General features: G+C 60.4%; 20 protein-coding genes. 8 read left to right on the forward strand and 12 right to left on the reverse strand.

The genetic code is table 11. The features are described from left to right. Nucleotides 1-484 precede the first annotated feature (484 nt). From AB4Z20_RS20695 to AB4Z20_RS20710, 4 genes are all read left to right on the forward strand, one after another. Nucleotides 485-1,543, forward strand: a complete 1,059-nt coding sequence (locus AB4Z20_RS20695; protein WP_442090510.1) for a homoserine dehydrogenase — start codon at nt 485-487, stop codon at nt 1,541-1,543. Continuing rightward, nucleotides 1,540-2,952 carry an aldehyde dehydrogenase family protein gene (locus AB4Z20_RS20700; RefSeq protein WP_442090511.1) on the forward strand — a complete coding sequence of 471 codons (1,413 nt, stop codon included), beginning with the start codon at nt 1,540-1,542 and terminating at the stop codon, nt 2,950-2,952. Before AB4Z20_RS20695 ends, AB4Z20_RS20700 begins: the two co-directional genes overlap by 4 nt. A gap of 692 nt (nt 2,953-3,644) precedes the next feature. Next, the gene (locus AB4Z20_RS20705; protein WP_018611294.1) at nt 3,645-4,919 is read left to right on the forward strand and encodes a glycoside hydrolase family 68 protein; all 1,275 of its coding nucleotides are present in this window, start codon (nt 3,645-3,647) and stop codon (nt 4,917-4,919) included. Nucleotides 4,920-5,523: 604 nt separating this feature from the next. Continuing rightward, nucleotides 5,524-5,883: a DUF6124 family protein gene (locus AB4Z20_RS20710; protein ID WP_024617040.1), complete on the forward strand. Its 360-nt coding sequence runs from the start codon at nt 5,524-5,526 to the stop codon at nt 5,881-5,883. A gap of 195 nt (nt 5,884-6,078) precedes the next feature. On the opposite strand, the gene AB4Z20_RS20715 is transcribed toward AB4Z20_RS20710, so the two are convergent. The 11 genes from AB4Z20_RS20715 to exaC all read right to left on the reverse strand — a co-directional run bounded on the left by AB4Z20_RS20715 (nt 6,079) and on the right by exaC (nt 18,679). Next, nucleotides 6,079-7,047, reverse strand: coding sequence for a hypothetical protein (locus AB4Z20_RS20715; protein WP_442090512.1), 969 nt, complete (start codon nt 7,045-7,047; stop codon nt 6,079-6,081). Between the two features lie 143 nt (nt 7,048-7,190). Next, nucleotides 7,191-7,961: an HNH endonuclease gene (locus AB4Z20_RS20720; protein ID WP_442090513.1), complete on the reverse strand. Its 771-nt coding sequence runs from the start codon at nt 7,959-7,961 to the stop codon at nt 7,191-7,193. Nucleotides 7,962-8,558: 597 nt separating this feature from the next. Then, nucleotides 8,559-9,290, reverse strand: coding sequence for a LexA family transcriptional regulator (locus AB4Z20_RS20725; RefSeq protein ID WP_442090514.1), 732 nt, complete (start codon nt 9,288-9,290; stop codon nt 8,559-8,561). A 195-nt stretch (nt 9,291-9,485) separates the two neighbouring features. Next, entirely contained in the window at nt 9,486-10,013 is a 528-nt protein-coding gene (ppa, locus tag AB4Z20_RS20730; protein WP_018611265.1) for an inorganic diphosphatase, read from the reverse strand. A gap of 111 nt (nt 10,014-10,124) precedes the next feature. Beyond that, nucleotides 10,125-10,937 carry a zinc-dependent peptidase gene (locus tag AB4Z20_RS20735; RefSeq protein ID WP_442090515.1) on the reverse strand — a complete coding sequence of 271 codons (813 nt, stop codon included), beginning with the start codon at nt 10,935-10,937 and terminating at the stop codon, nt 10,125-10,127. Nucleotides 10,938-10,942: 5 nt separating this feature from the next. After that, a complete protein-coding gene (locus AB4Z20_RS20740; protein WP_442090516.1) occupies nt 10,943-11,599 on the reverse strand; it encodes a DedA family protein in 657 nt (218 codons plus the stop codon). 918 nt (nt 11,600-12,517) lie between these two features. Further along, nucleotides 12,518-12,979, reverse strand: a complete 462-nt coding sequence (locus AB4Z20_RS20745) for a GNAT family N-acetyltransferase (protein WP_253469696.1) — start codon at nt 12,977-12,979, stop codon at nt 12,518-12,520. Nucleotides 12,980-13,086: 107 nt separating this feature from the next. Next, nucleotides 13,087-13,911 carry an ethanolamine ammonia-lyase subunit EutC gene (gene eutC / locus AB4Z20_RS20750; RefSeq protein ID WP_442090517.1) on the reverse strand — a complete coding sequence of 275 codons (825 nt, stop codon included), beginning with the start codon at nt 13,909-13,911 and terminating at the stop codon, nt 13,087-13,089. 11 nt (nt 13,912-13,922) lie between these two features. Next, nucleotides 13,923-15,317, reverse strand: coding sequence for an ethanolamine ammonia-lyase subunit EutB (locus AB4Z20_RS20755; protein WP_003205921.1), 1,395 nt, complete (start codon nt 15,315-15,317; stop codon nt 13,923-13,925). Nucleotides 15,318-15,528: 211 nt separating this feature from the next. Next, the gene (gene eat / locus AB4Z20_RS20760) at nt 15,529-16,899 is read right to left on the reverse strand and encodes an ethanolamine permease (RefSeq protein WP_253469690.1); all 1,371 of its coding nucleotides are present in this window, start codon (nt 16,897-16,899) and stop codon (nt 15,529-15,531) included. 259 nt (nt 16,900-17,158) lie between these two features. Then, nucleotides 17,159-18,679 (reverse strand): acetaldehyde dehydrogenase ExaC, encoded by a 1,521-nt coding sequence (exaC, locus tag AB4Z20_RS20765; RefSeq protein WP_442090518.1) that lies wholly within the window; start codon nt 18,677-18,679, stop codon nt 17,159-17,161. 514 nt (nt 18,680-19,193) lie between these two features. Between exaC and AB4Z20_RS20770 the strand changes: the two genes are divergently transcribed. The 4 genes from AB4Z20_RS20770 to AB4Z20_RS20785 all read left to right on the forward strand — a co-directional run bounded on the left by AB4Z20_RS20770 (nt 19,194) and on the right by AB4Z20_RS20785 (nt 23,663). Next, nucleotides 19,194-21,101 carry a sigma-54-dependent Fis family transcriptional regulator gene (locus AB4Z20_RS20770; protein ID WP_442090519.1) on the forward strand — a complete coding sequence of 636 codons (1,908 nt, stop codon included), beginning with the start codon at nt 19,194-19,196 and terminating at the stop codon, nt 21,099-21,101. 306 nt (nt 21,102-21,407) lie between these two features. Then, nucleotides 21,408-22,757: a UDP-N-acetylmuramate:L-alanyl-gamma-D-glutamyl-meso-diaminopimelate ligase gene (mpl, locus tag AB4Z20_RS20775; protein ID WP_320389501.1), complete on the forward strand. Its 1,350-nt coding sequence runs from the start codon at nt 21,408-21,410 to the stop codon at nt 22,755-22,757. Beyond that, entirely contained in the window at nt 22,754-23,386 is a 633-nt protein-coding gene (ubiX, locus tag AB4Z20_RS20780) for a flavin prenyltransferase UbiX (RefSeq protein WP_024619363.1), read from the forward strand. The genes mpl and ubiX overlap by 4 nt, the downstream gene beginning before the upstream one ends. Next, on the forward strand, nt 23,379-23,663 hold the full coding sequence (locus AB4Z20_RS20785; protein ID WP_053125688.1) for a YceK/YidQ family lipoprotein: 285 nt from the start codon (nt 23,379-23,381) through the stop codon (nt 23,661-23,663). The genes ubiX and AB4Z20_RS20785 overlap by 8 nt, the downstream gene beginning before the upstream one ends. A gap of 202 nt (nt 23,664-23,865) precedes the next feature. Here AB4Z20_RS20785 and AB4Z20_RS20790 read toward each other — a convergent pair whose 3' ends face one another. Beyond that, on the reverse strand, nt 23,866-24,507 hold the full coding sequence (locus AB4Z20_RS20790) for an oxidoreductase (protein WP_253469684.1): 642 nt from the start codon (nt 24,505-24,507) through the stop codon (nt 23,866-23,868). Nucleotides 24,508-24,530: the final 23 nt, after the last annotated feature.

The following is a 24,530-nucleotide window of genomic DNA, read 5'->3' on the forward strand; positions in this document are numbered from 1 at the left end:
TGATGTCCGCAGACACCCCAGCCACCACAAACCTGTGGCGAGGGAGCTTGCTCCCGCTGGGCTGCGAAGCAGCCCCAACCTGGTCACCCTCAATCAACCTGACCCACCGCGCTGCATGATTTGGGGCCGCTGCGCAGCCCAGCGGGAGCTTGCTCCCTCGCCACAAGAACCGGCGGAGGCGCATGCCCTGACACCAATAGCCCAAACACTGAAAAAAACCTGTGGGAGCGAGCTTGCTCGCGATAGCGGTACACCAGTCGACATCAATGTTGCCTGAGCTGGCCCCATCGCGAGCAAGCTCGCTCCCACAAAGGGTTGTGTCTGGCCAAACGATTCCTGTTGTTTTTTTTCATGCCTGACGCTTTGCCCACCCCCTGGTCAAAACGCCCAAGAAATAGAGCAAATTGGCATATTTCACTGCCAACCCCGCCCCCCTAACCTAGATCCCAACAACCTCATCACCCGGATCAAGGACATAACAAAAATGACTGAATACAAACTGGCGCTGGTCGGCTTCGGCGGTGTGAACCGGGCATTGGCTCAACTGATTGCCGAGCGCAACCAGCAGTGGAAAACCGAACTCGGCTTCACCCTGAAAATCGTCGGCGTGACCGACCTGTTCCTCGGTTCGGTGATGGACCGCCACGGCCTCGACGCCGCCTCACTGGCCAAACTGCCCACCACCAAGGGCGCCATGGCCCAGCTCCCCGGCGGCACCCTCGATGCCCTCAATGAAGCGGTGATCAAAGACTGCGGCGCCGACATCATCGCCGAAGCCACCTTCACCAACCCGGTGGACGGCGAGCCCGCCACTTCGTTCTGCCGCTGGGCCCTGGAGCGCGGCAAACACGTGGTCACCACCAACAAAGGCCCCATCGCCCTGCACGGCGCCGAGCTCAAAGCCCTGGCCCAACGCAACAACGTCGCCTTCGAATACGAAGGCTCAGTGATGAGCGGCACCCCCGTCATTCGCCTCGCCAAACAGTCCCTGGCCGGCAGCTCGATCAGCGGTTTCGAAGGCATCCTCAACGGCACCTCCAACTTCGTCCTCACCTGCATGGAAGGCGGCCTCGGGTTCGCCGAAGCCGTCAGCCAGGCCCAAGCCCTGGGCTACGCCGAAGCCGACCCAACGGCAGACGTCGAAGGCCACGACGTGCGCCTCAAAGTGGTGATCCTCGCCAACGAACTGCTGGACGCCAAACTCACCGTCAACGACGTCACCTGCCGCGGCATCTCCGCCCTCAGCCTCGCCGACATCGAAAAAGCCCGCCACGACGGCGCCCGCTGGAAACTCATCGGCGCCGCCACCCGCCAGGCCGACGGCTCCATCAGCGCCAGCGTCGAACCGCGCCTGCTGAGCAACGACCACCCACTGGCGAGCATCAGCGGCGCCACCAACGCTGTGTCGTTCACCAGCGAACTGCTCGGCGCCGTCACCGTCTCCGGTCCCGGCGCAGGCCGCACCGAAACCGCCTTCGCACTGCTGTCGGACATCATCCACATCCACCAATCGGCAACCCGTAAACAGGAGCACACCCTGTGAACGTATCGCGCCTGGCCCTGGCGGTCGTCGAACCGCACATCGAAGTCCTCAACCCATTTGACGGCAGCATCGTCGGCACCGTCGCCGACGTGTGCGCCTCAGAAGTCCCACACCTGCTCGAAACCGGACGCAACGGCGCAAAAGCCTGCGCGGCACTCCCACGTCATCGCCGCGCCAGCATCCTCGAACAAGCCGCACTGAACATCGAACGCGACGCCAAAGCCTTCGCCCGACTGATCGTCGACGAAGCCGGCAAGACCCTCAAACAGGCCGAAAAAGAAGTCAAACGCTGCGTCAACACCCTCAAGCTCTCCGCCGAAGAGGCCAAGCGCAACGCCGGCGAAATCGTACCGTTCGATGCCTACGAAGGCGCCGAATCGCGCCAGGGCTGGTTCACCCGCGAACCCCTCGGCCTGATCGTCGCCATCACCCCCTACAACGACCCGCTGAACCTGGTCGCCCACAAACTCGGCCCGGCCATCGCCGGCGGCAACGCGGTGATCCTCAAACCGTCCGAGCTGGCGCCGTTGTCGGCCCTCAAACTGGTCTCGTACCTGATCGCCGCCGGCCTGCCTGAAACCGTGGTCACCGTCGCCACCGGCGGCGCCGAACTGGGCAAAGCCCTGGTCGCCGCCCGCGACGTGCGGATGATCTCCTTCACCGGCGGCTTCGTCACCGGCGAACAAATCGCCCGCACCGCCGGCCTGAAAAAACTCGCCATGGACCTCGGCGGCAACGCCCCCGTCATCGTCATGGGCGATTGCAACCTCGACGCCGCCGTCGACAGCTGCATCTCAGGCGCCTTCTGGGCCGCCGGGCAAAACTGCATCGGCACCCAACGCCTGCTCATCCACGCACCGATTTACGCCGCCTTCCGCGAACGCTTCGTCAACCAGGCCCAAGCCCTCGTCGTTGGCAACCCACTGCTCGCCAACACCGACATCGGCCCGATGATCACCGAACAAGCCGCGCAGAACGCCGAACAGGTCGTCAACGAAGCCCTGCAACAAGGCGCCACCTTACTCTGCGGCCACCGCCGCCAAGGCACCTGCTACGCCGCCACCGTCCTGGAAAACGTCGATCATTCCAGCCGCCTCTGGCGCAACGAAGCCTTCGCCCCGGTGGTGGTGTTGCAGCCGTTCGACACGTTTGATGAAGCCATCGCCTTGGCTAACGAACCTGAATACGCGCTTCACGCCGGGATTTTCACCAACGACCTCAGCACCGCGATGAGCGCTGCCCGACGGATCGAAGCGGGGGGCGTGATGATCAACGACTCGTCGGATTTTCGGTTTGATGCGATGCCGTTCGGCGGTTCCAAGTACGGCAGTTTGGGCAGGGAAGGGGTGCGCTTCGCGTACGAGGAAATGACCCAGCCGAAGGTGGTTTGTCTGAATACGTTGGGGTGAGGGGCGAGTCAGTCCGAAGGAGTGGCTTTACCTTTCATGTCGCTAAAACGCCATTTTGACGACACGTTCTCTTCTCATGTCGCCGGCAGCGACATGAGAAGAGAACGTGTCGCAGAAATCAAAAAACAGCGACACGTTGTGGCAGCCCTCTGTGGAAGCGGGCTTGTTCACGAAAAGGCCAGTAAACCCAACCCCGCAACCAAGTCAAACCCCTGTGGGAGCAAGGCTTGCCCGCGATGGCGGCACACCAGTCAACATCACTACCGCTGACTCTCCACCTCACGAATAGCTCACGACGACCCGCTTCCTTTCATATCGCCGACGGCGACAAATCAAAGCTTTTTGTTCGGCTCCCCACCCTGCATTGGCCTTTGCGCAAAACCCGCAGCCTCAGTTAACCAATCCCCCTATGCACTGCTTTTCACCCATTGCCCCCTCACGCACGCTTTCCACCGATCTGCGTCCAGAGCACCGACCGTGCAGCCAACGTCGTCAATCTCTCCATGAACTAACTTCTTCAAACGTTCACAGCTGAAACGTATCAGCCCAAACAAAAACTCAAATTATGCACAAATGCATTTTTATGCTTGACCCGCATGCATAACCCCCTATAAGGTGGCTTCACTGTATGCACATACAGTATTTCTAAAGCATCATTTATTTGAATCCATTCATGGACGAGGTATTACCTTATGAAAACCACCACTGAAAAATTCGGTGTAACCCCCCATCAACCCAGCCTCTGGACCCGCGCCGACGCGTTGAAAGTCCGGGCGGATGACCCCACCACCACTCAACCACTGGTCAGCGCGGATTTCCCGACACTGAACAACGACGTGTTCATCTGGGACACCATGCCCCTGCGCGACTTGGACGGTAACGTGACGTCCGTCGATGGCTGGTCGGTGATCTTCACCCTGACGGCCGATCGTCATCCAAACGACCCGCAGTACCTCGACGAGGACGGCAACTACGACATCCTCCGCGATTGGAACGATCGCCACGGTCGGGCAAAGATGTACTACTGGTTTTCTCGTACCGGCAAGAACTGGGAATTCGGTGGCCGCGTGATGGCCGAAGGCGTTTCGCCGACCGCTCGCGAATGGGCCGGCACGCCGATCCTGTTGAACGACCGAGGTGAAGTGGATCTGTATTACACCGCCGTCACTCCAGGCGCGACCATCGTCAAGGTGCGCGGCCGGGTAGTGACCACTGAACACGGTGTCAGCATGGTCGGCTTCGAGAAGGTCAAGCCGCTGTTCGAAGCTGACGGCAAGATGTATCAGACCGAAGCACAAAACGCGTTCTGGGGTTTCCGCGACCCATGGCCTTTCCGCGACCCGAAAGATGGCAAGCTGTACATGCTGTTCGAGGGCAACGTGGCCGGTGAGCGCGGCTCGCACAAAGTAGGAGAGGCAGAAATCGGCGACGTGCCGCCGGGTTATGAAGATGTCGGCAACTCGCGCTTCCAGACCGCCTGCGTCGGCATCGCCGTGGCCCGCGACGCGGACGGTGACGACTGGGAAATGTTGCCGCCACTGCTGACCGCCGTCGGGGTAAACGACCAGACCGAGCGCCCGCACTTCGTGTTCCAGGATGGCAAGTACTACCTGTTCACGATTAGCCATACCTTCACCTACGCCGACGGTGTAACCGGGCCGGACGGGGTGTACGGTTTCGTCGCGGACTCGCTGTTCGGCCCTTACGTGCCGCTGAACGGTTCCGGCCTGGTGCTGGGCAACCCGTCCTCGCAGCCATTCCAGACCTACTCGCACTATGTAATGCCAAACGGCCTGGTGACCTCCTTCATCGACAGCGTACCGACCGACGAAACCGGCACGCAGATTCGTGTCGGTGGCACCGAGGCTCCAACGGTGGGCATGAAAATAAAAGGGCTGCAGACGTTCGTGGTGGCCGAGTACGACTACGGTTACATCCCGCCGATGCTCGACGTCACCCTCAAGTAACAGCAACGCCGGGGTTTCAGGCAGCGGTTTTGCGGTCGATGACAAAACCGTTGTGGATATGATCGAGATATCCCGCCTGATTCATTGCGACGTCGCTCGCAAGCCCCACTGAACAACGTGTCGTAACCCTCTTCGCGACTGGCTGCAAGGATGCAGCCAGTCGCGAATGCGTTCCCCAGCGACATACGTACACAAGCGCCTCTGTGGGAGCGAGCTTGCTCGCGATAGCGGTGTATCAGCCACATTCCGGCCCGCTGTTTATCGTCACTCCACGAGACCAGCCACGACCGACATCGCCTTGCGCCATTGCCTACAACTACGCCAGAATCCGCCGGCTTGTGCGTCTTGGAGGGCATCGGTAGTTTGAGTCCTGTCACTGAGCATCAGTGATCGGGTTTCGCAGCCCGGACTCTATAAGCGCACAACGTCACCTTCGAAAGCAGATCGCCCATGTCTGTGATTTCGTCAGAGGTGGCTGTGCGTGGGAGACCTTCGGGTCTGCCGGTCCCTAGAGTCCCGGTCTGCGAACCCGCGTACAGCTGCCACCCAATACTTCGTTTCGCAGCGAATGGTGGTAGCTCCAACAGACTCTAGGAGCTTTACCATGGCTAAAATCACACCGAATCCGCCAGCTACAGATGAACATGTGTCGCGCGCTCAGTCTGCTCGTAACAAGAAGCTTGATGATGCCGCTAACCGGGCTTTGGATTACTACCTGAAGCCTACGCCGAAGAAAGAAACGTCTGACAACCCCAACAGCATCTTCCGTATCGCACCTGATGTTGATTCGGAATGCCTGCTTGCCAGTCTCAGTGAAAACCTGGCTGCGGCCAATGCCATGATCAATGATCTGGCGTTTGACCTTGAGGGTTCGCGACGGCGTGTTGCGATGGGGATTTTGCAGGTGATTGAGGTGAGTGAACTGTTGGCGAATCGGGCTTTGGATATTGTTGAGGTGAGATAGGGAGGGGCATTGGTTGCCTTTCTGACGTAAAAAGGTCTTGCTTGGCAAGACCTTTTTTGTGTCTTCGAAGTCCTCGAAGCGATGAGCTCTAATTTGTGCAAGAGGTACTTGCACAATTGTCTTTGTTGAGTGCCACAGCACCTGCGAAGGAATGTCGATGGCTGTCCCGCTTTCAGCACATTACCTTGGTTTTCCTTAGAAGTAGCTGTCCTGCTTCAATCGTTTCAGAGCGGCGTCCTTTAAAGTCTTCTTCGACTGCATCTCACAAGGTAGCGTTTCAAAGGTGTAGCCTCTTTTCTCAGGGGTTGCTACGACTACACGATTTTCGCTGATTAGCGCAGCTCGTGCCTCCTCTGGTCTGCCTGGAATTGCGCAATCTCGGGGGTGAATGTGAAATGAAGCAAAAACGATGGTTTCTTGTAGATAGTCATCGGCGTCCCTAAGAATGTATTCCCACGAATTCCAAGCAATAACTACCGTATAAACGGATCCAACGAATACCGCGAAAAGCATTCGTGTGCGACGGTGATGGCCGAGTCCTGGTCTGTAGAGTTTCCATTGCTGTACCGTTAAATAATTTTTTCTGATCGTTCCAATGAAAGTTGGAGTGGTTAAGGCGATAGCAATGGAAGTGATGACGACCGTCAAGCTGACAATAAATGTCGTAATGAATGCCCACAGAGAAACCAAGATAAGCATAGACAAGGACTTTTGCGCAACTGGAAGCTGAGCTGCATCGACCCTGGTGAGGTTAATGATGAACGAGTCGGCGTATGCGCTAGCGACAAGCCCCAATCCTACTGTAGCTAGAGCCGTGAGAATGGTCATCCACCATGCATGTATTTTGAATTTTTCTACAAGCTTAAAATGCCTGATAGAAAGCACCGATGAGCTAAAGCAGATAACAATAAAAAAAACTTGAGCGACGTCTTTTCTGATCGGTCCTCCTACCATGTGCCAGAACATGAGCATGTGGAGGGCGGCAACCGAGCCCAGCGTGATAGCCGCCCAATATTCTTGAGGGCCCCACCATCTGATGTTGTAGTTGAGTTTCCAGGGGAAATGCTTTGAATGCGTTCTAATGAACATTGGTTGGTCGGTAAACCGGTCGATTGCTGCAAGGATAAGCGCGATGAGTAGATAGGTAGCTAGGTACGGAAGCATTGATCTGAAAGTCCTTTTCCAAAAATGGAAGGCTTTATCTCACAGACGTTGCTCGATTCCTAGTTCCGCAGGTAGGGGGGAATTGTTGACCGTTAAATATGAAAAAAGCTTTTCACTGATTTACCTCCGTGAGTCGGCCCAGTTCAGGATTTGTTTTTGGCTGCTTGGTAGCGGTCCTTGACCTCTGCGACACTCAGCCACTTACGGCGTGAATGCACCACTCGATGGCAATTGGCACATAACAAAGCGAGGTCCGCGAGCTTGGTTTTATCGCCAGGTTGGAGCGTATGCAGTGGCTTAGTGTGGTGCACATCGATAACACCTTCGATGTCCGGGCCATATGTTTTGCTGAAGTTGAAATCACAGGCTTCGCACTGGAGAACACCGTGCTTCTTGAGGGCTTCGTCCTTTTTTCGTTTTACGAGTTTTTTGTCCCTTTCCCGTACACGGTGCACGCGAGTTAGCACTTTTCCTTCCTCTGCTTCGAAGAAGCCCGGTTCTTCCTCCGCACTTAGATCCATTGGCGTAGTAGAAGAAGTGGTTCCGACGTTCGCCTTGATGGCTGCTACGACTTCGGCCAGACGCTCGGGATTATTAGCAAACTCCAGCCATACCAATTCCTCGTCCTTATTTCCTTTTGCAAGACCTGTGCGACCAGTGTTGGTGTAGCTCGGATCCCAACGACGGAAATTGTTGAGCTTCATGTAAACACCGTTGGTGTTACGAAAACTCTGGTTCTTGCTCAAACCGGTGGCGGTGCCGATGAGATTGAGGCTCTGCGATAGGGCTCGGACTTCTGGATGGTTAACGCCAGGTAAACCATTGCGGTGAAGAAGATACAGGTTCAGGGCTAGGACGAGTTCGTCACGGCTCCAGGGCGGGTTGGATTGATTGCTGTTAGGTGAAGAGGACATGGCGGGGGCTATCCGTAGGGTTCCCGTTTCGCTGTAGGACGCAGCGCAATATGTCGTCAGAATATTCTCTTCTGGTGGCGTTTGGGAATCATACGGTGTTCGATGACCTTTGCTGTCGAGCACGGGATACTTACGAGCGACGTTGTTTGGTCATCAGGCGGGATTTTGGATGGGGGGTGAAAAAGCTCAGACATTAAAAAGCCGGCTTATGGCCGGCTTCTCGTTGACTGATTCAGCTCGTTTTTGACAAACCTTACCAGCCTTCAAAACGTACATCCGGCTCTTGCGGCCGGCTGTGGGACTTGGTCAGAAAGTGATCTGCCTTGTCGGTGCGAGGCGTGGGCTCGCAAATGTGGGGCGGAGGATACGCGGGTTTGGTTCGGAAGCCCAGTGGTAAGTGGTGTGGAATCATTGGGTTATCGGTGATTCGGGGGAAAAGCAGGGGGGCTGCTGCGCAGCCCAGCGGGAGCAAGCTCCCTCGCCACAAAAGCTCTCTGCCACAAAAGCTCCTGCCACAAGAGCTCTCTGCCACAGAAGCTGCGTGACACAAAAGCTCCTTAGCGCAAGGAGCTTTGCTTGTCTGCCCGTTCGAGTGGGTTAGTCGAACACCGGCGGTCTCTGTTTGTTGAGGGTTGACCACCAGAACACCCAGCCGATCACGTGGATGTGTTGCGCGTCGATCTGTTCGGCGCTGAAGACCTCGTCGGGATACGCAGCGCTGTTGTGGCTGCGCAGGCGCAGTCGGTTGCCGGGGATTCTGTGCAGGTATTTGATACGCAGCATCCCGTCGTGCTCAAGCGCATAGATTTGGCCGTCGACGATTTGGGTCAGGCCGCGGTCGATGGCGAGGGTGGAGCCGTCGGCGATGCGTTCGGCCATGCTGTCGCCGACCATGGTGATGCAGATGGCGTCGTTGGGGTTTATTTCCAGGGATTCGAGGTGGCTACGGGGCAGGCGGATGGATTGGTCGGGGATTTCGGTGATGTGGGTTTTGGTTTCGCCGGTGGCGATGGGGACTTCCTTATAGAAAGGCAGTTCGATGTCCGTGGGTTCCGCCACGCTGTAGACGCCATCGTTTTCGGCCGCCTCATAGGTGGTGCCGGGGCCGAGGCCCAATGGGGTCTGCGGGCCTTCGCCGCGGGCGAGCCATTCGGGGCTGACGGTCAGCAGGCTGGCGATGGAGTGGATGCGCCCGGGTGGGATGCCACGGTTGAACCAGTTGTTCACGTGCTGGGATTTCACGCCGTATAACTTCGCGAAGTCGGCGGAACGGATGTTCGCTTCTCTTAGAAGGGCTCTGAAGCGGTCGCCACTGGAAAGTATTTTCATAAACGGAAAGTTTAGAGGCGACTGTGTTTTCGGCAATAAACAAGTCGTTCAAATATATAAGACGATCTTTCCGTTTGCGGGATCTGAAAGGTGCGGGCTAAACGTGCTTAAACGGTGTTAATACAGTTTCGTATTAGGAAGCATTAAGGCATAAAAAAACCCCGGGGCAAACCGGGGTTCTTTTTAAAGTTTGCTTCAGCCTTTGTAGGCGGCAGCCGACTTGATGATCGCTTCGCGGGCGGCATCAGCACCGGCCCAGCCTTCGATCTTGACCCACTTGCCTTTTTCGAGATCTTTGTAGTTCGCGAAGAAGTGCTCGATCTGCTGGATCAGCAGCGGTGGCAGGTCGGTGTATTCCTTCACGTCGACGTACAGTTGCGACAGTTTGTCGTGTGGCACTGCGATGACTTTTGCATCGCCGCCGCCGTCGTCGGTCATGTTCAGGATGCCGACCGGACGGGCGCGGATGACCGAGCCTGGGGCCACTGGGTAAGGGGTCACGACCAGCACGTCGAGGGGGTCGCCGTCGTCGGCCAGGGTGTTGGGGATGTAACCGTAGTTGGCCGGGTAGAACATGGGGGTGGCCATGAAACGGTCAACGAACAGGCAGTCGCTGTCTTTGTCGATTTCGTATTTGATCGGGGCGTGGTTGGCCGGGATTTCGATCGCGACGTAGATGTCGTTCGGCAGGTCTTTGCCAGCCGGAATCTTGCTGTAGCTCATTGGGCGGTGCCCCCGTTAGTTGACCAAATGACTGGTCGGATTGACCAAAAAGTGGCGGCGATTATAGGCATATTCAGCCGCTGTTGCCACGTTACCAGGGTCGTAGAGACCTTAGTATGACGCCTGATAGACCGGATCTTCGGCCTGAAGTTGCCGCAACCGGGCCAACGGATCCTGGCGGTAGAACGCCTTGAGCTGTTCGTAGACCTTGGGATAGGCCTGGTGCAGCAGGTCTGGGGCGCTGAAGAAGTATTCGCTGGTGACGGCAAAGAACTCCGCCGGGTTCTCGGCGGCGTAGGGGTCGATGACGGTTTCTGCTTCGGGGTTGTGGTCGAGTTGGCGGTCGAGGTCGTCGAAGGCTTGCTGCATGGCCTCGGCCCAGTCGCTGACGCGCATGTCGGCGTGCAGCGGTGGCAGGCCGTTGGCGTCGCCGTTGAGCATGTCGAGTTTGTGCGCCAGTTCGTGGATCACCAGGTTGTAGCCGTCCCAGCCGCCGCTGGCCATCACGCCGTCCCAGGCCAGGATGATCGGGCCTTGGGGCCAGGCTTCGCCGCTGTGTTCGCCGTCCCATTCGTGCTCGATGCCGCTGGCGTCGCGGTAGCGCTGGGGGCTGAGGAAGTCGTCGGGGTAGAGGACGATTTCGTGGAAGCCCTGGTACCAGTTCAGCTCGCCCAGGTGCATCAGCGGCAATTGGGCCTGGGCGGCGAGCAGCAGGCGTTGTTCCTGGTGCAGTTCGACGCCGGGCAGGGCGCTGAGGTGTTTATCGTGCAGGAACAGGATGCAGGCTTCCCGCAGCCATTGGTCCTCGGCGGCGCTGATGCCGTCGAGGAAGCTCAATTGCTGGCGCACCCGCTGCCAGGTGTCCTCGGCCACGGGGTGTTTGGCGAGGGGGCGTCGGCGGCGCCAGTTGCTCAGGGACCACATGGCGATCAGCGCGGGTGGGCTTTCGAGGCGCGCTGGCTCAGTTTGCTGCGCACCAGGCTGATGATCATCGGCAGCAGCGACACCAGGATGATGCCGACGACCAGCAGCGACAGGTTTTGCTTGATGAAGGGCACGTTGCCGAAGAAGTAGCCGAGGGTCACCAGGCCGCCGACCCAGAGGACGGTGCCGAGGACGCTGAAGCCGAAGAAGCGTGCGTAAGGCATTTTGCCGACGCCGGCGACGAAGGGTGCGAAGGTGCGGATGATCGGCAGGAAGCGCGCCAGGGTCACGGTTTTGCCGCCGTGTTTGTCGTAGAAGTCGTGGGTTTGCTGCAGGTAGTCGCGGCGGAAGATTTTCGAGTCGGGGTTGCTGAACAGTTTTTCGCCAGCGGTGCGGCCGATGAGGTAGTTGGTGCTGTCGCCGAGGATGGCCGCGAGCATCAGCAGGCCGGCCAGCAACAGTGGGTCCATGGCGCCACCGGCGGCTACGGCGCCGGCGATGAACAGCAGGGAATCGCCCGGCAGGAAGGGTGTGACCACCAGGCCGGTTTCACAGAAGATCACCAGGAACAGGATGGCGTAGACCCACGTCCCGTAGTTGGTCACCAGCATGTCGAGGTAGACGTCGAGATGCAGAATGAGGTCGAGGGGATTGAAATCCATGCAAAGCACCTGTGGTGGCGGCCCGACTCGGCAGGCTTGTGGGTCTGGCTTTGAGTATGGCTACAGAGTGTGTAGCTTTTTCTTACAAGCCGGGAAGAGCGGCATTATACGGCGAGGATTGTGAAGCGCGTGTTGAGTTTGTAGCGGGGGATTTCGGTGGATTTGTGGGCGGTGGAGCTCTTTGTGGGGGTGGGCTTGCTTGCGATGGCGGTGGGGCAGTCAGTATTGATGTTGCCTGGTGGATCGCTATCGCGAGCAAGCTCGCTCCCACAGGGGGTTGTGGTGAACATTGGTTTTTTGTGCATGCCTCAAAACCAGTGTGGGAGCGAGCCTGCTCGCGATGGCGGCGGGTCAGTCAGTATTGATGTTGCCTGGTGGATCGCTATCGCGAGCAAGCTCGCTCCCACAATGGGATCGGGTACGACTGGGAGAGCCAGGCCGGCTGTCAGGCCGCCTCGCGAGCAAGCTTTGCTCCCACAGGTCTGATGGGTGTATGAGCGGGAGAGCCAGGCCGGCTGTCAGGCCGCCTCGCGAGCAAGCTTTGCTCCCACAGATTTGACGGGTGTACGACTGGGAGAGCTAGGTCGGCCGTTAGGCCGCCTCGCGGTGGACGTTGATCTCGGGGCCCCGTTAACCACGCTGGCCGAACGCGGGCATTGTGGAGTGGGCATCCCGGCATGGATGCCGGGATAGCCGCGCTGGGCCATGGATGGCCCTTCGCGGCGGGCCCACGGAGCAATGCCGGAGTGAGGGCACACCGAGCCTAGGCGAGGTGCCGAGTGGTGGGGCAAAAGCGCTTTGGTTACTTTCGACTGGGCCGGCTTCCGGGCTTTTCGAAAGTGACCCGCCGTCAGGGCGGAACCCTAAGCCGCCCTCACCGCAGCAATGGATATGTCCCCGATCATTGCTCTGAACGGCTCAAATCCCGTCGCTGATCGGCAACACGTAGTTCTTGAACTCGGTGTCTTCCTTGAACCCAATCGACTCGTAGGTCTTCTGCGCCACTTCGTTGTTGCTGCTGGTGGAGACGCGCATGCGGACGGCGTTGGTTTCCTTGGCCATTTTTTTCGCGGTGCGGATCAGGTTGTCGGCCACCAGTTGGCGGCGGGCGTCTTCGGCGACGTAGATGTCGTTGAGGATCCACACGCGCTTGAGGGACAGGGATGAGTAGCTCGGGTAGAGCTGGCAGAAGCCCAGCAACCGGTGGTTATCGTCATCGGCCAGGGCCAGGTAGATCACCGACTCCTTGCGGCGCAGGCGTTTTTCGAGGAAAGCTCGGGACGAATCCGGGTAGGGCAGGGAGCCGTAGAATTCCCGGTACTTGACGAACAATGGGGTCAGCAGGTCCAGGTGTTCCAGGGTCGCTTGGATAATCCGCATGGTAGGTCTCGTCTGCAAAGGTCGACAGATATTCAGACAACAATGTCGCGCTGCCGTGCTTTTGATGCTGCCTGAAAGCGGATCAAAAACGCAATCGGATAAACGGATCAGTTTCGGGGCGGCGCCAGTAGGAAGTTACCTTTCATATCGGCAGCGTTTTCCGAATCCAGAGTGTGAACCTGGGCTTCGTCCTTCAGATTGACCCCCGAGAGCTGGCGGCGACAGGCTTCGCGCATCAGGTAGATCAGGCGGTGGGCGGCCATGCCGTAGCTCAAACCTTCGAGGCGAACATTGGAGATGCAGTTGCGATAGGCATCGGTCAGGCCGACCTTGGGCGCGTAGGTGAAATACAGCCCCAGGCTGTCGGGGGAGCTGAGGCCGGGGCGTTCGCCGATCAGGATCACCGACATTTTCGCGCCGAGCCGCTGCGCCACTTCATCGGCCACGGCAACGCGGCCTTGCTCCACTAAAACTATTGGCGACACAGACCAACCGTCAGCAGCGATCTGCTCTTCCAGCCTCGCCAGGAACGGCAGCGTATGGCGATGCACCGCCAGCGCCGACAGGCCATCCGCCACGACGATGGCCAGATCCACGCCGCCAGGGTGGGCCGTCGCGTAATCCAGCAGGACCTGCGCGGAGGCGTCGTCGAGCCGTCGGCCCAGGTCCGGGCGCTGTAGATAGCTGTGTCGGTCGGTCGCCGCGCTGTGGAGCAACAGGCTCTCACGGCCGCGCTCGCTCAGTTGCGCGCGAATGCCCTGGTGATCGAACGCCAGGTGCACCGCATCGCGGGCCTGGGCGTGGGCGAACTGGAAATCTAGTTGCGCCGAGGTCGGTAGGCTGGTGCCGGTGCGACCCAGGGCGATGCGCGCCGGGGTCAGGTTGCGCAGGTTCAGCCAAGGGTTTTGTGGGTCGACAGGTTTTTTATCCATGGGCAGTTCTCTCATCCCAAATGCGCGAGGGCGTGACGGAACGCCGGTGGCAGGTTGTCGCCGAACCGCACCCGGCCATCGGCCTGGGTGAAGATGCCCATGTTCGCCAGCCACGTTTCGAATTCCGGCGCCGGCTTCAGGCCCAGGGTCTGGCGGGCGTAGAGGGCGTCGTGGAACGAGGTGGTCTGGTAGTTGAGCATGATGTCGTCGGAGCCGGGGATGCCCATGATGAAGTTGATCCCGGCCACGCCCAGCAGGGTCAGCAGGGTGTCCATGTCGTCCTGGTCGGCTTCGGCGTGGTTGGTGTAGCAGATGTCGCAGCCCATCGGCACGCCCAGCAACTTGCCGCAGAAATGGTCTTCGAGGCCGGCGCGGATGATTTGTTTGCCGTTGTACAGGTATTCCGGGCCGATGAATCCTACAACCGTGTTCACCAGGAACGGGTTGAAATGCCGTGCCACTGCGTAGGCCCGCGTCTCGCAGGTCTGTTGATCGACGCCGTGGTGGGCGTTGGCCGACAGCGCGCTGCCCTGGCCGGTTTCGAAATACATCAGGTTGTTGCCCAAGGTGCCGCGATTCAGGCTGAGCCCGGCGTCGTAGCCTTCTTTCAAGACGCTCAGGCTGATGCCGAAACTGGCGTTGGCCGCTTCGGTGCCGGCGATGGACTGGAACACCAGGTCCAGGGGGACGCCGCGGTTCGCCGCTTCGATGGAGGTGGTGACGTGGGTCAGCACGCAGCCCTGGGTGGGGATGTCGTAGCGCTGGATGATGGCGTCGAGCATTTCCAGCATCGCGCAGATCGAGGCGGTGCTGTCGGTGGCCGGGTTGATGCCGATCATGGCGTCGCCGTTGCCGTAGAGCAGGCCGTCGAGGATGCTCGCGGCGATGCCTGCGGGTTCGTCGGTGGGGTGGTTGGGCTGCAGGCGGGTGGACAGGCGCCCGCGCAGGCCGAGGGTGCCGCGGAATTTGGTGACCACGCGGATTTTCTGCGCCACCAGCACCAGGTCTTGCACGCGCATGATCTTCGAGACGGCGGCGACCATTTCCGGCGTCAAGCCCGGGGCCAGTGCCCGCAGGCTCTGTTCATCGGCGGCGTCGCTGAGCAGCCAATCGCGAAAGCCACCGACGGTGAGGTGGCTGACGGTGGCGAAAGCTTGTTTATCGTGAGTGTCGACGATCAGCCGGGTGACTTCGTCGACCTCGTAAGGAATCAGCATTTCTTGCAGGAAATGGCTGAGGGGCAGGTCGGCCAGGGCCATTTGCGCGGCCACGCGCTCGCCATCGTTGAGCGCCGCGACCTCGGCCAAAAAATCCCCGGAACGCGCCGGGCTGGCCTTGGCCATCAGGTCTTTGAGGCTGTCGAAGCGGTAGGTCTGGGCGCCGACGGAATGGGCGAATGCGGCCATGGGGCGGTGTCCTCCTGGTTCTCTAAATAACTCAAATACACCGCAGATCCAACCCTGTGGGAGCGAGCTTGCTCGCGATAGTGGAATGTCAGTCGACAAATACTCTGCTGACCCACCGCTATCGCGAGCAAGCTCGCTCCCACAGAAGAGCAAAACCGCGTGCACTTCTATATGGCAGGCACCGGACCTTGGGCCCGGTGCCGGTGCAACTTCAGATACCTGTGAGCATAGCGTCCGCCGGTGCATCGGAGCGTTGCTTGGCGGTCAGTTGGAAATACAGGTAGCCGACAATCATGAAGCCAAGGAACACCAGCCCGATCACGGTGTTGAACCAGGCCATCGCAATCAGGCACACCACCGCCAGGAACAGCGCAATCCCCGGCACGATCGGGTAGCCCGGGGCGCGGAAGGTGCGTTCCAGGTTCGGTTCGGTCTTACGCAGCCTGAACAGGCTGAGCATGCTGATGATGTACATGACGATGGCGCCGAATACCGACATGGTGATCATCGCCGCCGTCAGCGTCATGCCTTGCAGGTTGACCAGGCCATCGCTGTAGATCGCCGCGATGCCGATCACGCCGCCGGCCAGGATCGCCCGGTGCGGGGTCTGGAAGCGCGACAGTTTCGCCAGGCCGCGGGGCAGGTAGCCGGCCCGGGCCAGGGCGAAGAACTGCCGCGAGTAACCGAGGATGATCCCGTGGAAACTCGCCACCAGGCCGAACAGGCCGATCCACACCAGCATGTGCATCCACGTTGAATTGTTGCCGACCACGGCCTTCATGGCTTGGGGCAGCGGGTCGTTGATGTTCGACAGGGTGCGCCAGTCGCCCACGCCGCCGGCCATGATCATCACGCCGATGGCCAGGAACACCAGGGTCAGGATGCCGCTGACGTAAGCGCGGGGAATCGTGCGTTTCGGGTCCTTGGCTTCTTCGGCGGCCATGGCCGCGCCTTCGATGGCGAGGAAGAACCAGATCGCGAAGGGGATCGCCGCGAAAATGCCCGGGATCGAGGCGAGGGTGAACTCATTGGAGCCCGACCAGCCGTTGAGCACGAAGTTACTGAAGCTGAAGCCCGGCGCGACCACGCCCATGAACACCAGCAACTCGGCGACCGCCAGCACGGTGACCACCAGCTCGAATGCCGCGGCAATGCTGACGCCGAGGATGTTCAGGGTCATGAACACGATGTACGCGCCGACCGCCGCCAGCTTGGGGTCCAACTCGGGAAATTGCACGTTGAGGTAGGCGCCAATCGCCATGGCGATGGCCGGAGGCGCAAAGACGAATTCGATCAGGGTGGCGATCCCGGCGATCAACCCGCCTTTCTCGCCGAAGGCCCGTCGGCTGTAGGCAAAAGGCCCGCCAGCGTGAGGAATTGCGGTAGTCAGTTCGGTGAAACTGAAGATGAAGCAGGTGTACATCAACGCCACCATGAGGGCGGTGACGAGAAACCCGAGGGTCCCTGCGGTGCCCCAGCCGTAGCTCCAGCCGAAGTATTCACCGGAAATCACCAGGCCGACGGCAATGCCCCATAAATGCAGGGTGCCGAGTGTGGGTTTGAGTTGAGTGGTAGAAGTCATAAGTCCTCTCTTTCTTTTTTATTGTTTGATCTGTTGGACTTTCGGGATTGCTGTGGAGCGGGCACGCAAGGCTCATGCCAGAGCGGTGGGACGGTAGTTTGATGTTGTCAGTGAGGGCGCTATCGCGAGCAAGCTCGCTCCCACAGTGGATCTGTTGCCAACCCTGGAAACGAGTTATCCACAGATCCCTGTGGGAGCGAGCTTGCTCGCGATAGCTATCTAAAGGGCGAAGCAGTCTGACCTGCCTCGCCCCCAGGGCTTAGAAGAACCCCAACGGATTGATGTCGTAGCTCACCAGCAAATTCTTGGTCTGCTGGTAATGGTCGAGCATCATCTTGTGCGTCTCACGACCCACGCCGGACTTCTTGTAGCCACCGAACGCGGCATGCGCCGGGTACAGGTGGTAGCAGTTGGTCCAGACGCGACCGGCCTTGATCGCCCGGCCCATGCGGTAGGCGCGGTTGATGTCGCGGGTCCAGAGGCCGGCGCCGAGGCCGAACTCGGTGTCGTTGGCGATCGCCAGGGCTTCGGCTTCGTCCTTGAAGGTGGTGATGCTCACCACTGGACCGAAGATTTCTTCCTGGAACACGCGCATTTTGTTGGTGCCCTTGAGCAGGGTCGGCTGGATGTAATACCCGGTCGCCAGGTTGCCCTCGAGTTTTTCCACCTTGCCACCGGTCAGCAGCTCGGCGCCTTCGCCCTTGGCAATTTCCAGGTACGAAAGAATCTTGTCGAATTGCTGCTCGGACGCCTGGGCGCCGACCATGGTCTCGGTGTCCAGCGGGTCGCCGCGTTTGATCTGCAGGACTTTCTTCATCACCACTTGCATGAATTCGTCGTAGATCGACTCCTGCACCAGGGCGCGGGATGGGCAGGTGCAGACTTCGCCCTGGTTGAAGAACGCCAGCACCAGGCCTTCGGCGGCTTTCTCGATGAAGCTCGGCTCGGCTTGCATGATGTCTTCGAAGAAGATGTTCGGCGACTTGCCGCCCAGTTCCACGGTAGACGGGATGATGTTTTCGGCGGCGCATTTCATGATGTGCGAGCCCACCGGGGTGGACCCGGTGAAGGCGATCTTGGCGATGCGCTTGCTGGTGGCGAGGGCTTCGCCGGCTTCTTTGCCGAAACCTTGCACCATGTTCAGCACGCCGGGCGGCAGCAGGTCGCCGATCAGCTCCATGAGCACGCTGATGCCCAGTGGGGTTTGCTCGGCCGGCTTGAGCACTACGCAGTTACCGGCGGCCAGGGCCGGGGCGAGTTTCCAGGCGGCCATCAGCAGCGGGAAGTTCCACGGGATGATCTGCCCGACCACGCCCAGCGGTTCATGGATGTGGTAAGCCACGGTGTTGCCGTCGATCTCGGCGGCGCTGCCTTCCTGGGCCCGCAGGCAACCGGCGAAGTAGCGGAAGTGGTCGGCGGCCAGGGGGATGTCGGCGTTGAGGGTTTCGCGCACGGCCTTGCCGTTGTCCCAGGATTCGGTGATCGCCAGCACTTCGAGGTTGGCTTCGATGCGGTCGGCGATTTTCAGCAGGACCAGCGAACGCGCCTGGGCCGACGTGGCACCCCAGGCATCAGCGGCAGCGTGGGCGGCGTCCAGGGCCTTTTCGATGTCTTCGGCTGTGGAGCGCGGGAATTCGGCAATGACCTCGCCATTGACCGGGGAAGTATTGGTGAAGTACTGACCTTTGACAGGCGCGACGAACTCGCCGCCGATGTAGTTACCGTATTTGCTCTTGAACGAAACGATAGCGCCTTCAGTACCGGGGTGAGCGTAACGCATGATGAGTTCTCCTTGGCTTTTGTGCTTATACGGGAGGGCCGCGCAAAATTGAGCGCTGGTAATTAAGCCTAGAGCAAAGGTTGGGCCATTGCCTTGCAGGGCCCGTAAATCAAGACTTTAGGAGGAGTTGGTCGGACAAACGGATAGGTTGTGTGACGCTTGCGATACAGCGGGTGTGACAGTTTGTGCCAGATGCGAGACAGTCTGTGACTGACAGGTCGCGCCAGCATTGCAAAGGTGGTTGGGCTGGAGGATGCTGGGCCTCGACGGCGAGGCCATGGACGGACCGCTTTTGTGGCGAGGGAGTTTGCTCCCGCTGGGCTCTGTAGGAGCTGGCGAAGCCTGCGATCTTTTGATTTTGATCTTTTGCTCTCGACTCAATTGTCAGTGGAAAGATCGCAGCCTCGTTGCACTCGTCAGCTCCTACGGCGCAGCTCAGCGGGAGCAAGCTCCCTCGCCACGGGGTAATGTGTCGGCAGGTCCAAAAGGTCCTTCAGGGGAGAATAATAAGAACATGCACAGCAACCATTTGAGTCGCCATGCCCAGCAAGTCCTGACGGTCACCCAGGGCAAGGCCCATTTGCAGGGCCCTGGCAGCGATCCGTCGATTGCCCGTTCCTGGCTGCGCTGCCTCGAGGACTATCACCTCGACCCGGCCCAGAACCTGGCGCCGACGGTGCTCGAACATGGCCGGGTGCTGGAAAGCCGCGAGCGCTTGCAGCAGGTGTTGCACATCGCCGGCAATGAAATGACCAGCCTGCACCAGCAACTCTCCGGCGCTGGCCACGCGGTGTTGCTGACCGACGCCCGGGGCGTGATCCTCAACTGCGTCACCGCCCCCAGCGAGCGGAAGATTTTCGAACGGGCCGGCCTCTGGCTCGGCGCCGATTGGAGCGAAGCCTGCGAAGGCACCAACGGCATCGGCACCTGCCTGGTGGAGCGCCAGGCCCTGACCATCCACCAGGAAGAACATTTTCGTGGCCGCCATACCGGCCTGACCTGCTCGGCCAGCCCGGTCTTCGACCCTCAGGGCGAACTGCTGGCGGTGCTCGACGTCTCTTCGGCCCGGCCGGACGTGTCGCGCCAGAGCCAGTTCCACACCATGGCCCTGGTCAATCTTTCGGCGAAGATGATCGAGAGCTGCTATTTCCTCCGTTGTTTCGACAATCAATGGCTGCTGCGCTTCCATTTGCAGGCCGAGTCCGTAGGACTGTTCAGCGAAGGCTTGATGGCGTTCGACGGCGAAGGGCGGATCAGCGCCGTCAACCAGAGTGCGCTGAACCTCTTGGGGCATATTCGCGGCGGCTTGCTCGGTCAGCGGGTCGAGGATTTTTTCGACTGCTCGCTGGACGAGTTGCTGGGCCGGGCCAGCGCCCAGGCCAGCGCCAGTTGGCCGTTGCGCACCCGTGACGGTCGGCATTTGTTCGCCGTGTTGCGTGGGCAGCCGCGCAGTGTGCCGGTGCCGGTCGCGCCGCTGCTCAAGGCCATCGAGCCCGCCCGCCTGCCAGGCATCTGCCTGGGGGATGCGGCGTTGCAGGAGCATTTTCGCAAGGCGCTGCGGGTGTTCGAGCGCGATGTGCCGCTGCTGATCCAGGGCGAAACCGGCTCCGGCAAGGAGGCGTTCGCCAAGGCCGTGCACCACGCCAGCCAGCGCGCCGGCAAGCATTTCGTCGCCCTCAACTGCGCGGCCATCCCGGAAAGCCTGATCGAGAGCGAGCTGTTCGGCTATCGCGGCGGCAGCTTCACCGGCGCGCGCAAGGAAGGCATGCGTGGCAAGTTGCAACAGGCCGACGGCGGCACGCTGTTCCTCGATGAAATCGGCGACATGCCCCTGGCCTTGCAGACCCGTTTGCTGCGGGTGCTGGAAGACCGCCAAGTGGTGCCCATCGGTGGCGAGCCCGAGGCAGTGAACGTGCGCATCATCAGCGCCACCCACCGGCAGTTGCTGGATCGGGTGCAGGACGGCAGTTTTCGTGAGGATTTGTACTACCGCCTCAACGGCCTGGAAATCCCGCTGCCGGCGTTGCGCGAACGCAGCGACAAGTCGCAGTTGCTGGATTTTCTGCTGGCTGAAGAGAGCGGGGCCGAGACGGTGTCCATCGAAGAGCCGGCGCGCCAGGCGTTGCTGGCGTTCGACTGGCCGGGCAATGTGCGGCAACTGCGCAACGTGCTGCGGACCCTTGCCGCGCTGTGTGACGACGGGCGCATCGGGTTGGAGGACTTGCCAGCCATGATCCGCCAGCGTCCGTCGATTGCGCTGGTTGAGGCGGTGGCGGAGCGGCCGCTGGAGGATGCCGAGCGGCTGGCATTGCTCGATGCGCTGGAGCGCCAGCGCTGGCACATGACCCACACGGCGGAACAACTGGGGATCAGCCGCAATACCCTTTACCGAAAGCTGCGCAAACACGCGATTGCCCGCTGAGCCACTGATAATTAATCTGCTGACTGCTGACTGCTGACTGCTGACTGCTGTTGTGGCGAGGGAGCTTGCTCCCGCTGGGCTGCGCAGCAGCCCCAAGCTTTCTTTCCAGCCTGAAACCGAAGGCGACTGCTGCGCAGTCGAGCGGGAGCAAGCTCCCTCGCCACAAAAGCCGGGTTGTACATTCAACTGTGGGAGCAAGCTCCCACAGAGGGGAGTTGCGGTGTTCTGGTGGTGGTAAGTTCGAAACACAAGGTGCGATTTCCCCCTCCCTACGCTAACCTGCGGCCATGTTTTACGAGGTCGACTATGCACATCCATATTCTCGGTATTTGCGGCACTTTCATGGGTTCGATGGCGGTCCTGGCCAAGGAGCTGGGCCATCACGTGACTGGCTCCGACGCCAACGTCTACCCGCCGATGAGCACTCAGCTGGAAGCCCAGGGCATCGAACTGACCCAAGGCTATGACCCGGCGCAACTGGACCCGGCGCCGGACCTGGTGGTCATCGGCAACGCCATGTCCCGTGGCAACCCGGCGGTGGAGTACGTGCTCAACAAAGGCCTGCCATACGTGTCCGGGCCGCAGTGGCTGGCCGATCACGTGTTGCAGGGCCGTTGGGTCCTGGCTGTGGCCGGTACCCACGGCAAGACCACCACCAGCAGCATGCTCGCCTGGGTCCTGGAGCATGCCGGCATGAGCCCGGGTTTTCTGATCGGTGGCGTGCCGCAGAATTTCTCGGTGTCGGCGCGCCTGGGCGGCACGCCGTTCTTCGTGATCGAGGCCGACGAATACGACAGCGCGTTTTTCGACAAGCGCTCGAAATTCGTCCACTACCGTCCCCGCACCGCGATCCTCAACAACCTTGAGTTCGATCATGCGGACATCTTCCCCGATCTGCCGGCCATCGAGCGACAGTTCCACCATTTGGTGCGCATCATCCCCAGCGAGGGCCTGGTGATTCACCCGACCACCGAACCGGCCTTGCAGCGTGTGATCGAGATGGGCTGCTGGACCCCGGTGCAAACCACCGGTGCGGGTGGCCAGTGGCAGGTAAAGTTGCTCAAGGATGACGGTTCGCAGTTCGAAGTCATGTTCGAAGGCGTGTCCCAAGGCGTGGTCGAGTGGGACATGACCGGCCAGCACAACGTCGCCAACGCCCTGGCGACCCTGGCGGCGGCCCGGCATGTTGGCGTGGTGCCGTCCATGGGCATTGCTGCGTTGAGCGCGTTCAAGAGCGTGAAGCGGCGGATGGAGAAGGTCGCCGAAGTGCGCGGCATCACCATCTATGACGACTTCGCCCACCACCCGACTGCCATCGCCACCACCCTCGACGGGTTGCGCAAGCGCATCGGCGAGGCGCCGCTGATTGCGATCATCGAGCCGCGTTCCAACTCCATGAAACTCGGCGCGCACCGTGACGGCCTGCCGGAAAGCGTGGTCGATGCCGACCAGGTGATCTGGTACGCACCGGCCAACCTGGGCTGGGACCTCGGCGCCACCGCCGCGCTGTGCACAGTGCCGTCGATTGTCAGCGATTCCCTGGAAGGCATCATCGAGCGCGTGAAGAGCCAGGCCCAGCCCGGCACTCACGTGGTGATCATGAGCAACGGCGGCTTCGGCGGGCTGCACGGCAAACTGGCCGAGGCGCTGAAATGAGCAATGGTCCGGAACGCATCACGCTGGCGATGACCGGTGCGTCCGGCGCCCAGTACGGCTTGCGCCTGCTCGATTGCCTGGTACGCGAAGACCGCGAGGTGCACTTCCTGATCTCCAAGGCCGCGCAACTGGTGATGGCCACCGAGACCGACGTGACCCTGCCGGCCAAGACCCAGATGATGCAAGCCTTCCTCACCGAATACACCGGTGCGGCGGCGGGGCAGATTCGCGTGTATGGCAAGGAAGACTGGATGTCGCCGGTGGCCTCGGGCTCCGGCGCACCGGCTGCCATGGTGGTGGTGCCGTGTTCCACTGGCACGCTGTCGGCGATTGCCACCGGGGCCTGCAACAATCTGATCGAACGGGCGGCGGACGTGACGCTGAAGGAGCGCCGCCAGTTGATCCTGGTGCCGCGAGAGACACCGTATTCGAGCATTCATCTGGAACATATGCTCAAGCTGTCGAACATGGGCGTGAGCATCCTGCCGGCCTCGCCGGGGTTCTATCACCAGCCGCAGACCATTGATGACCTGATCGATTTCGTGGTCGCGCGGATCCTCAATCTGCTGAACATCCCCCAGGACATGTTGCCGCGCTGGGGCGAGCATCATTTGAGCAGTGATGAATAAGCTGCTGATCGTGCTGTTGGCGCTGCAACTGACCGGCTGCGCCACCGCACGCACCCTCGACGCCGCCAAGCCCGGCGCGCCGGTGGTGTACGCCGGGACGCGCCTGGATCTGTACGCCCTCAACGGTGGCTGCTGCGCCAAGGACCGCTTTGGCGCCGAGGCGCCGAGCTACCCGGGTGTGGATCTGCCGGGCAGTGCGTTGCTGGATACCCTGTTGTTGCCGTTGTCGTTGTTCACGGCGATTGGTGTAGGGTTTCAAGCTACGGGCGGGATGTAGCGAACACCATAGAACCTGTGGCGAGGGAGCTTGCTCCCGCTGGGCTGCGCATGGAAGCTGTGTAGACGCTGTGTAGGAGCTGTCGAGTGGAACGAGGCTGCGATCTTTCCCCAGCCACTTGAGTTCCAAGCGAAAGATCAAAAGATCAAAAGATCGCAGCCTTCGGCAGCTCCTACAGGGCGCCCGTCCAGGCGCAGCAGAATCATTTGCCGAGCTTACGCAATTCATCCGACTCCACCACCCGCACCCCATCCTGCTCTTCCAGCGCCAGACGCCACATGGCCCGGGCCAGTTGGCAGGCTTCGATGCCGTGGTACTTGCCCGGGATCAACTTGGACAAGGGCCCGGCCAGTTGCTCGGCCAGGCGCGGTTCAACCCGGTCGCCCAGCAACAGGGAAGGGCGGCAAATAGTCAGTTGCGGCCAGCCCTGAGCCTTGAGTGCCGCCTCCATTTCACCTTTGACCCGGTTGTAGAAGATCGATGACTTGGCATCGGCCCCCAGCGCGCTGATCACCACCAGGTGCCGTGCGCCCAGTTCCCGGGCGCGCTTGGCAAACGTCACGACCAAGTCCAGGTCCACCGCGCGAAAGGCTGTTTCAGAGCCGGCTTTCTTGATGGTCGTGCCGAGGCAGCAGAAGGCGATGTCCACCTGGCCACTGAGTTGAGGCAGCACCTGGGCCGGCTCCCCAACCGGGTTTTCCAGGTGTGGATGCTCAGCCAGTGGCCGGCGTGAAGGCGCCAATACGCGAGTGATGGTCGGCTCGTTGAGCAGCCGGTCCAGTAGATGTTCTCCGGTCAGCCCGGTCGCACCGGCGAGCAAAACATGCTGAGGCGTCAAGTACATAGTGTTTCCCCCTTGATACGATT

The organism is Pseudomonas sp. KB_12, from assembly GCF_052114545.1.
In the GTDB taxonomy this organism is placed as follows: Bacteria; Pseudomonadota; Gammaproteobacteria; order Pseudomonadales; family Pseudomonadaceae; genus Aquipseudomonas; species Aquipseudomonas brassicacearum.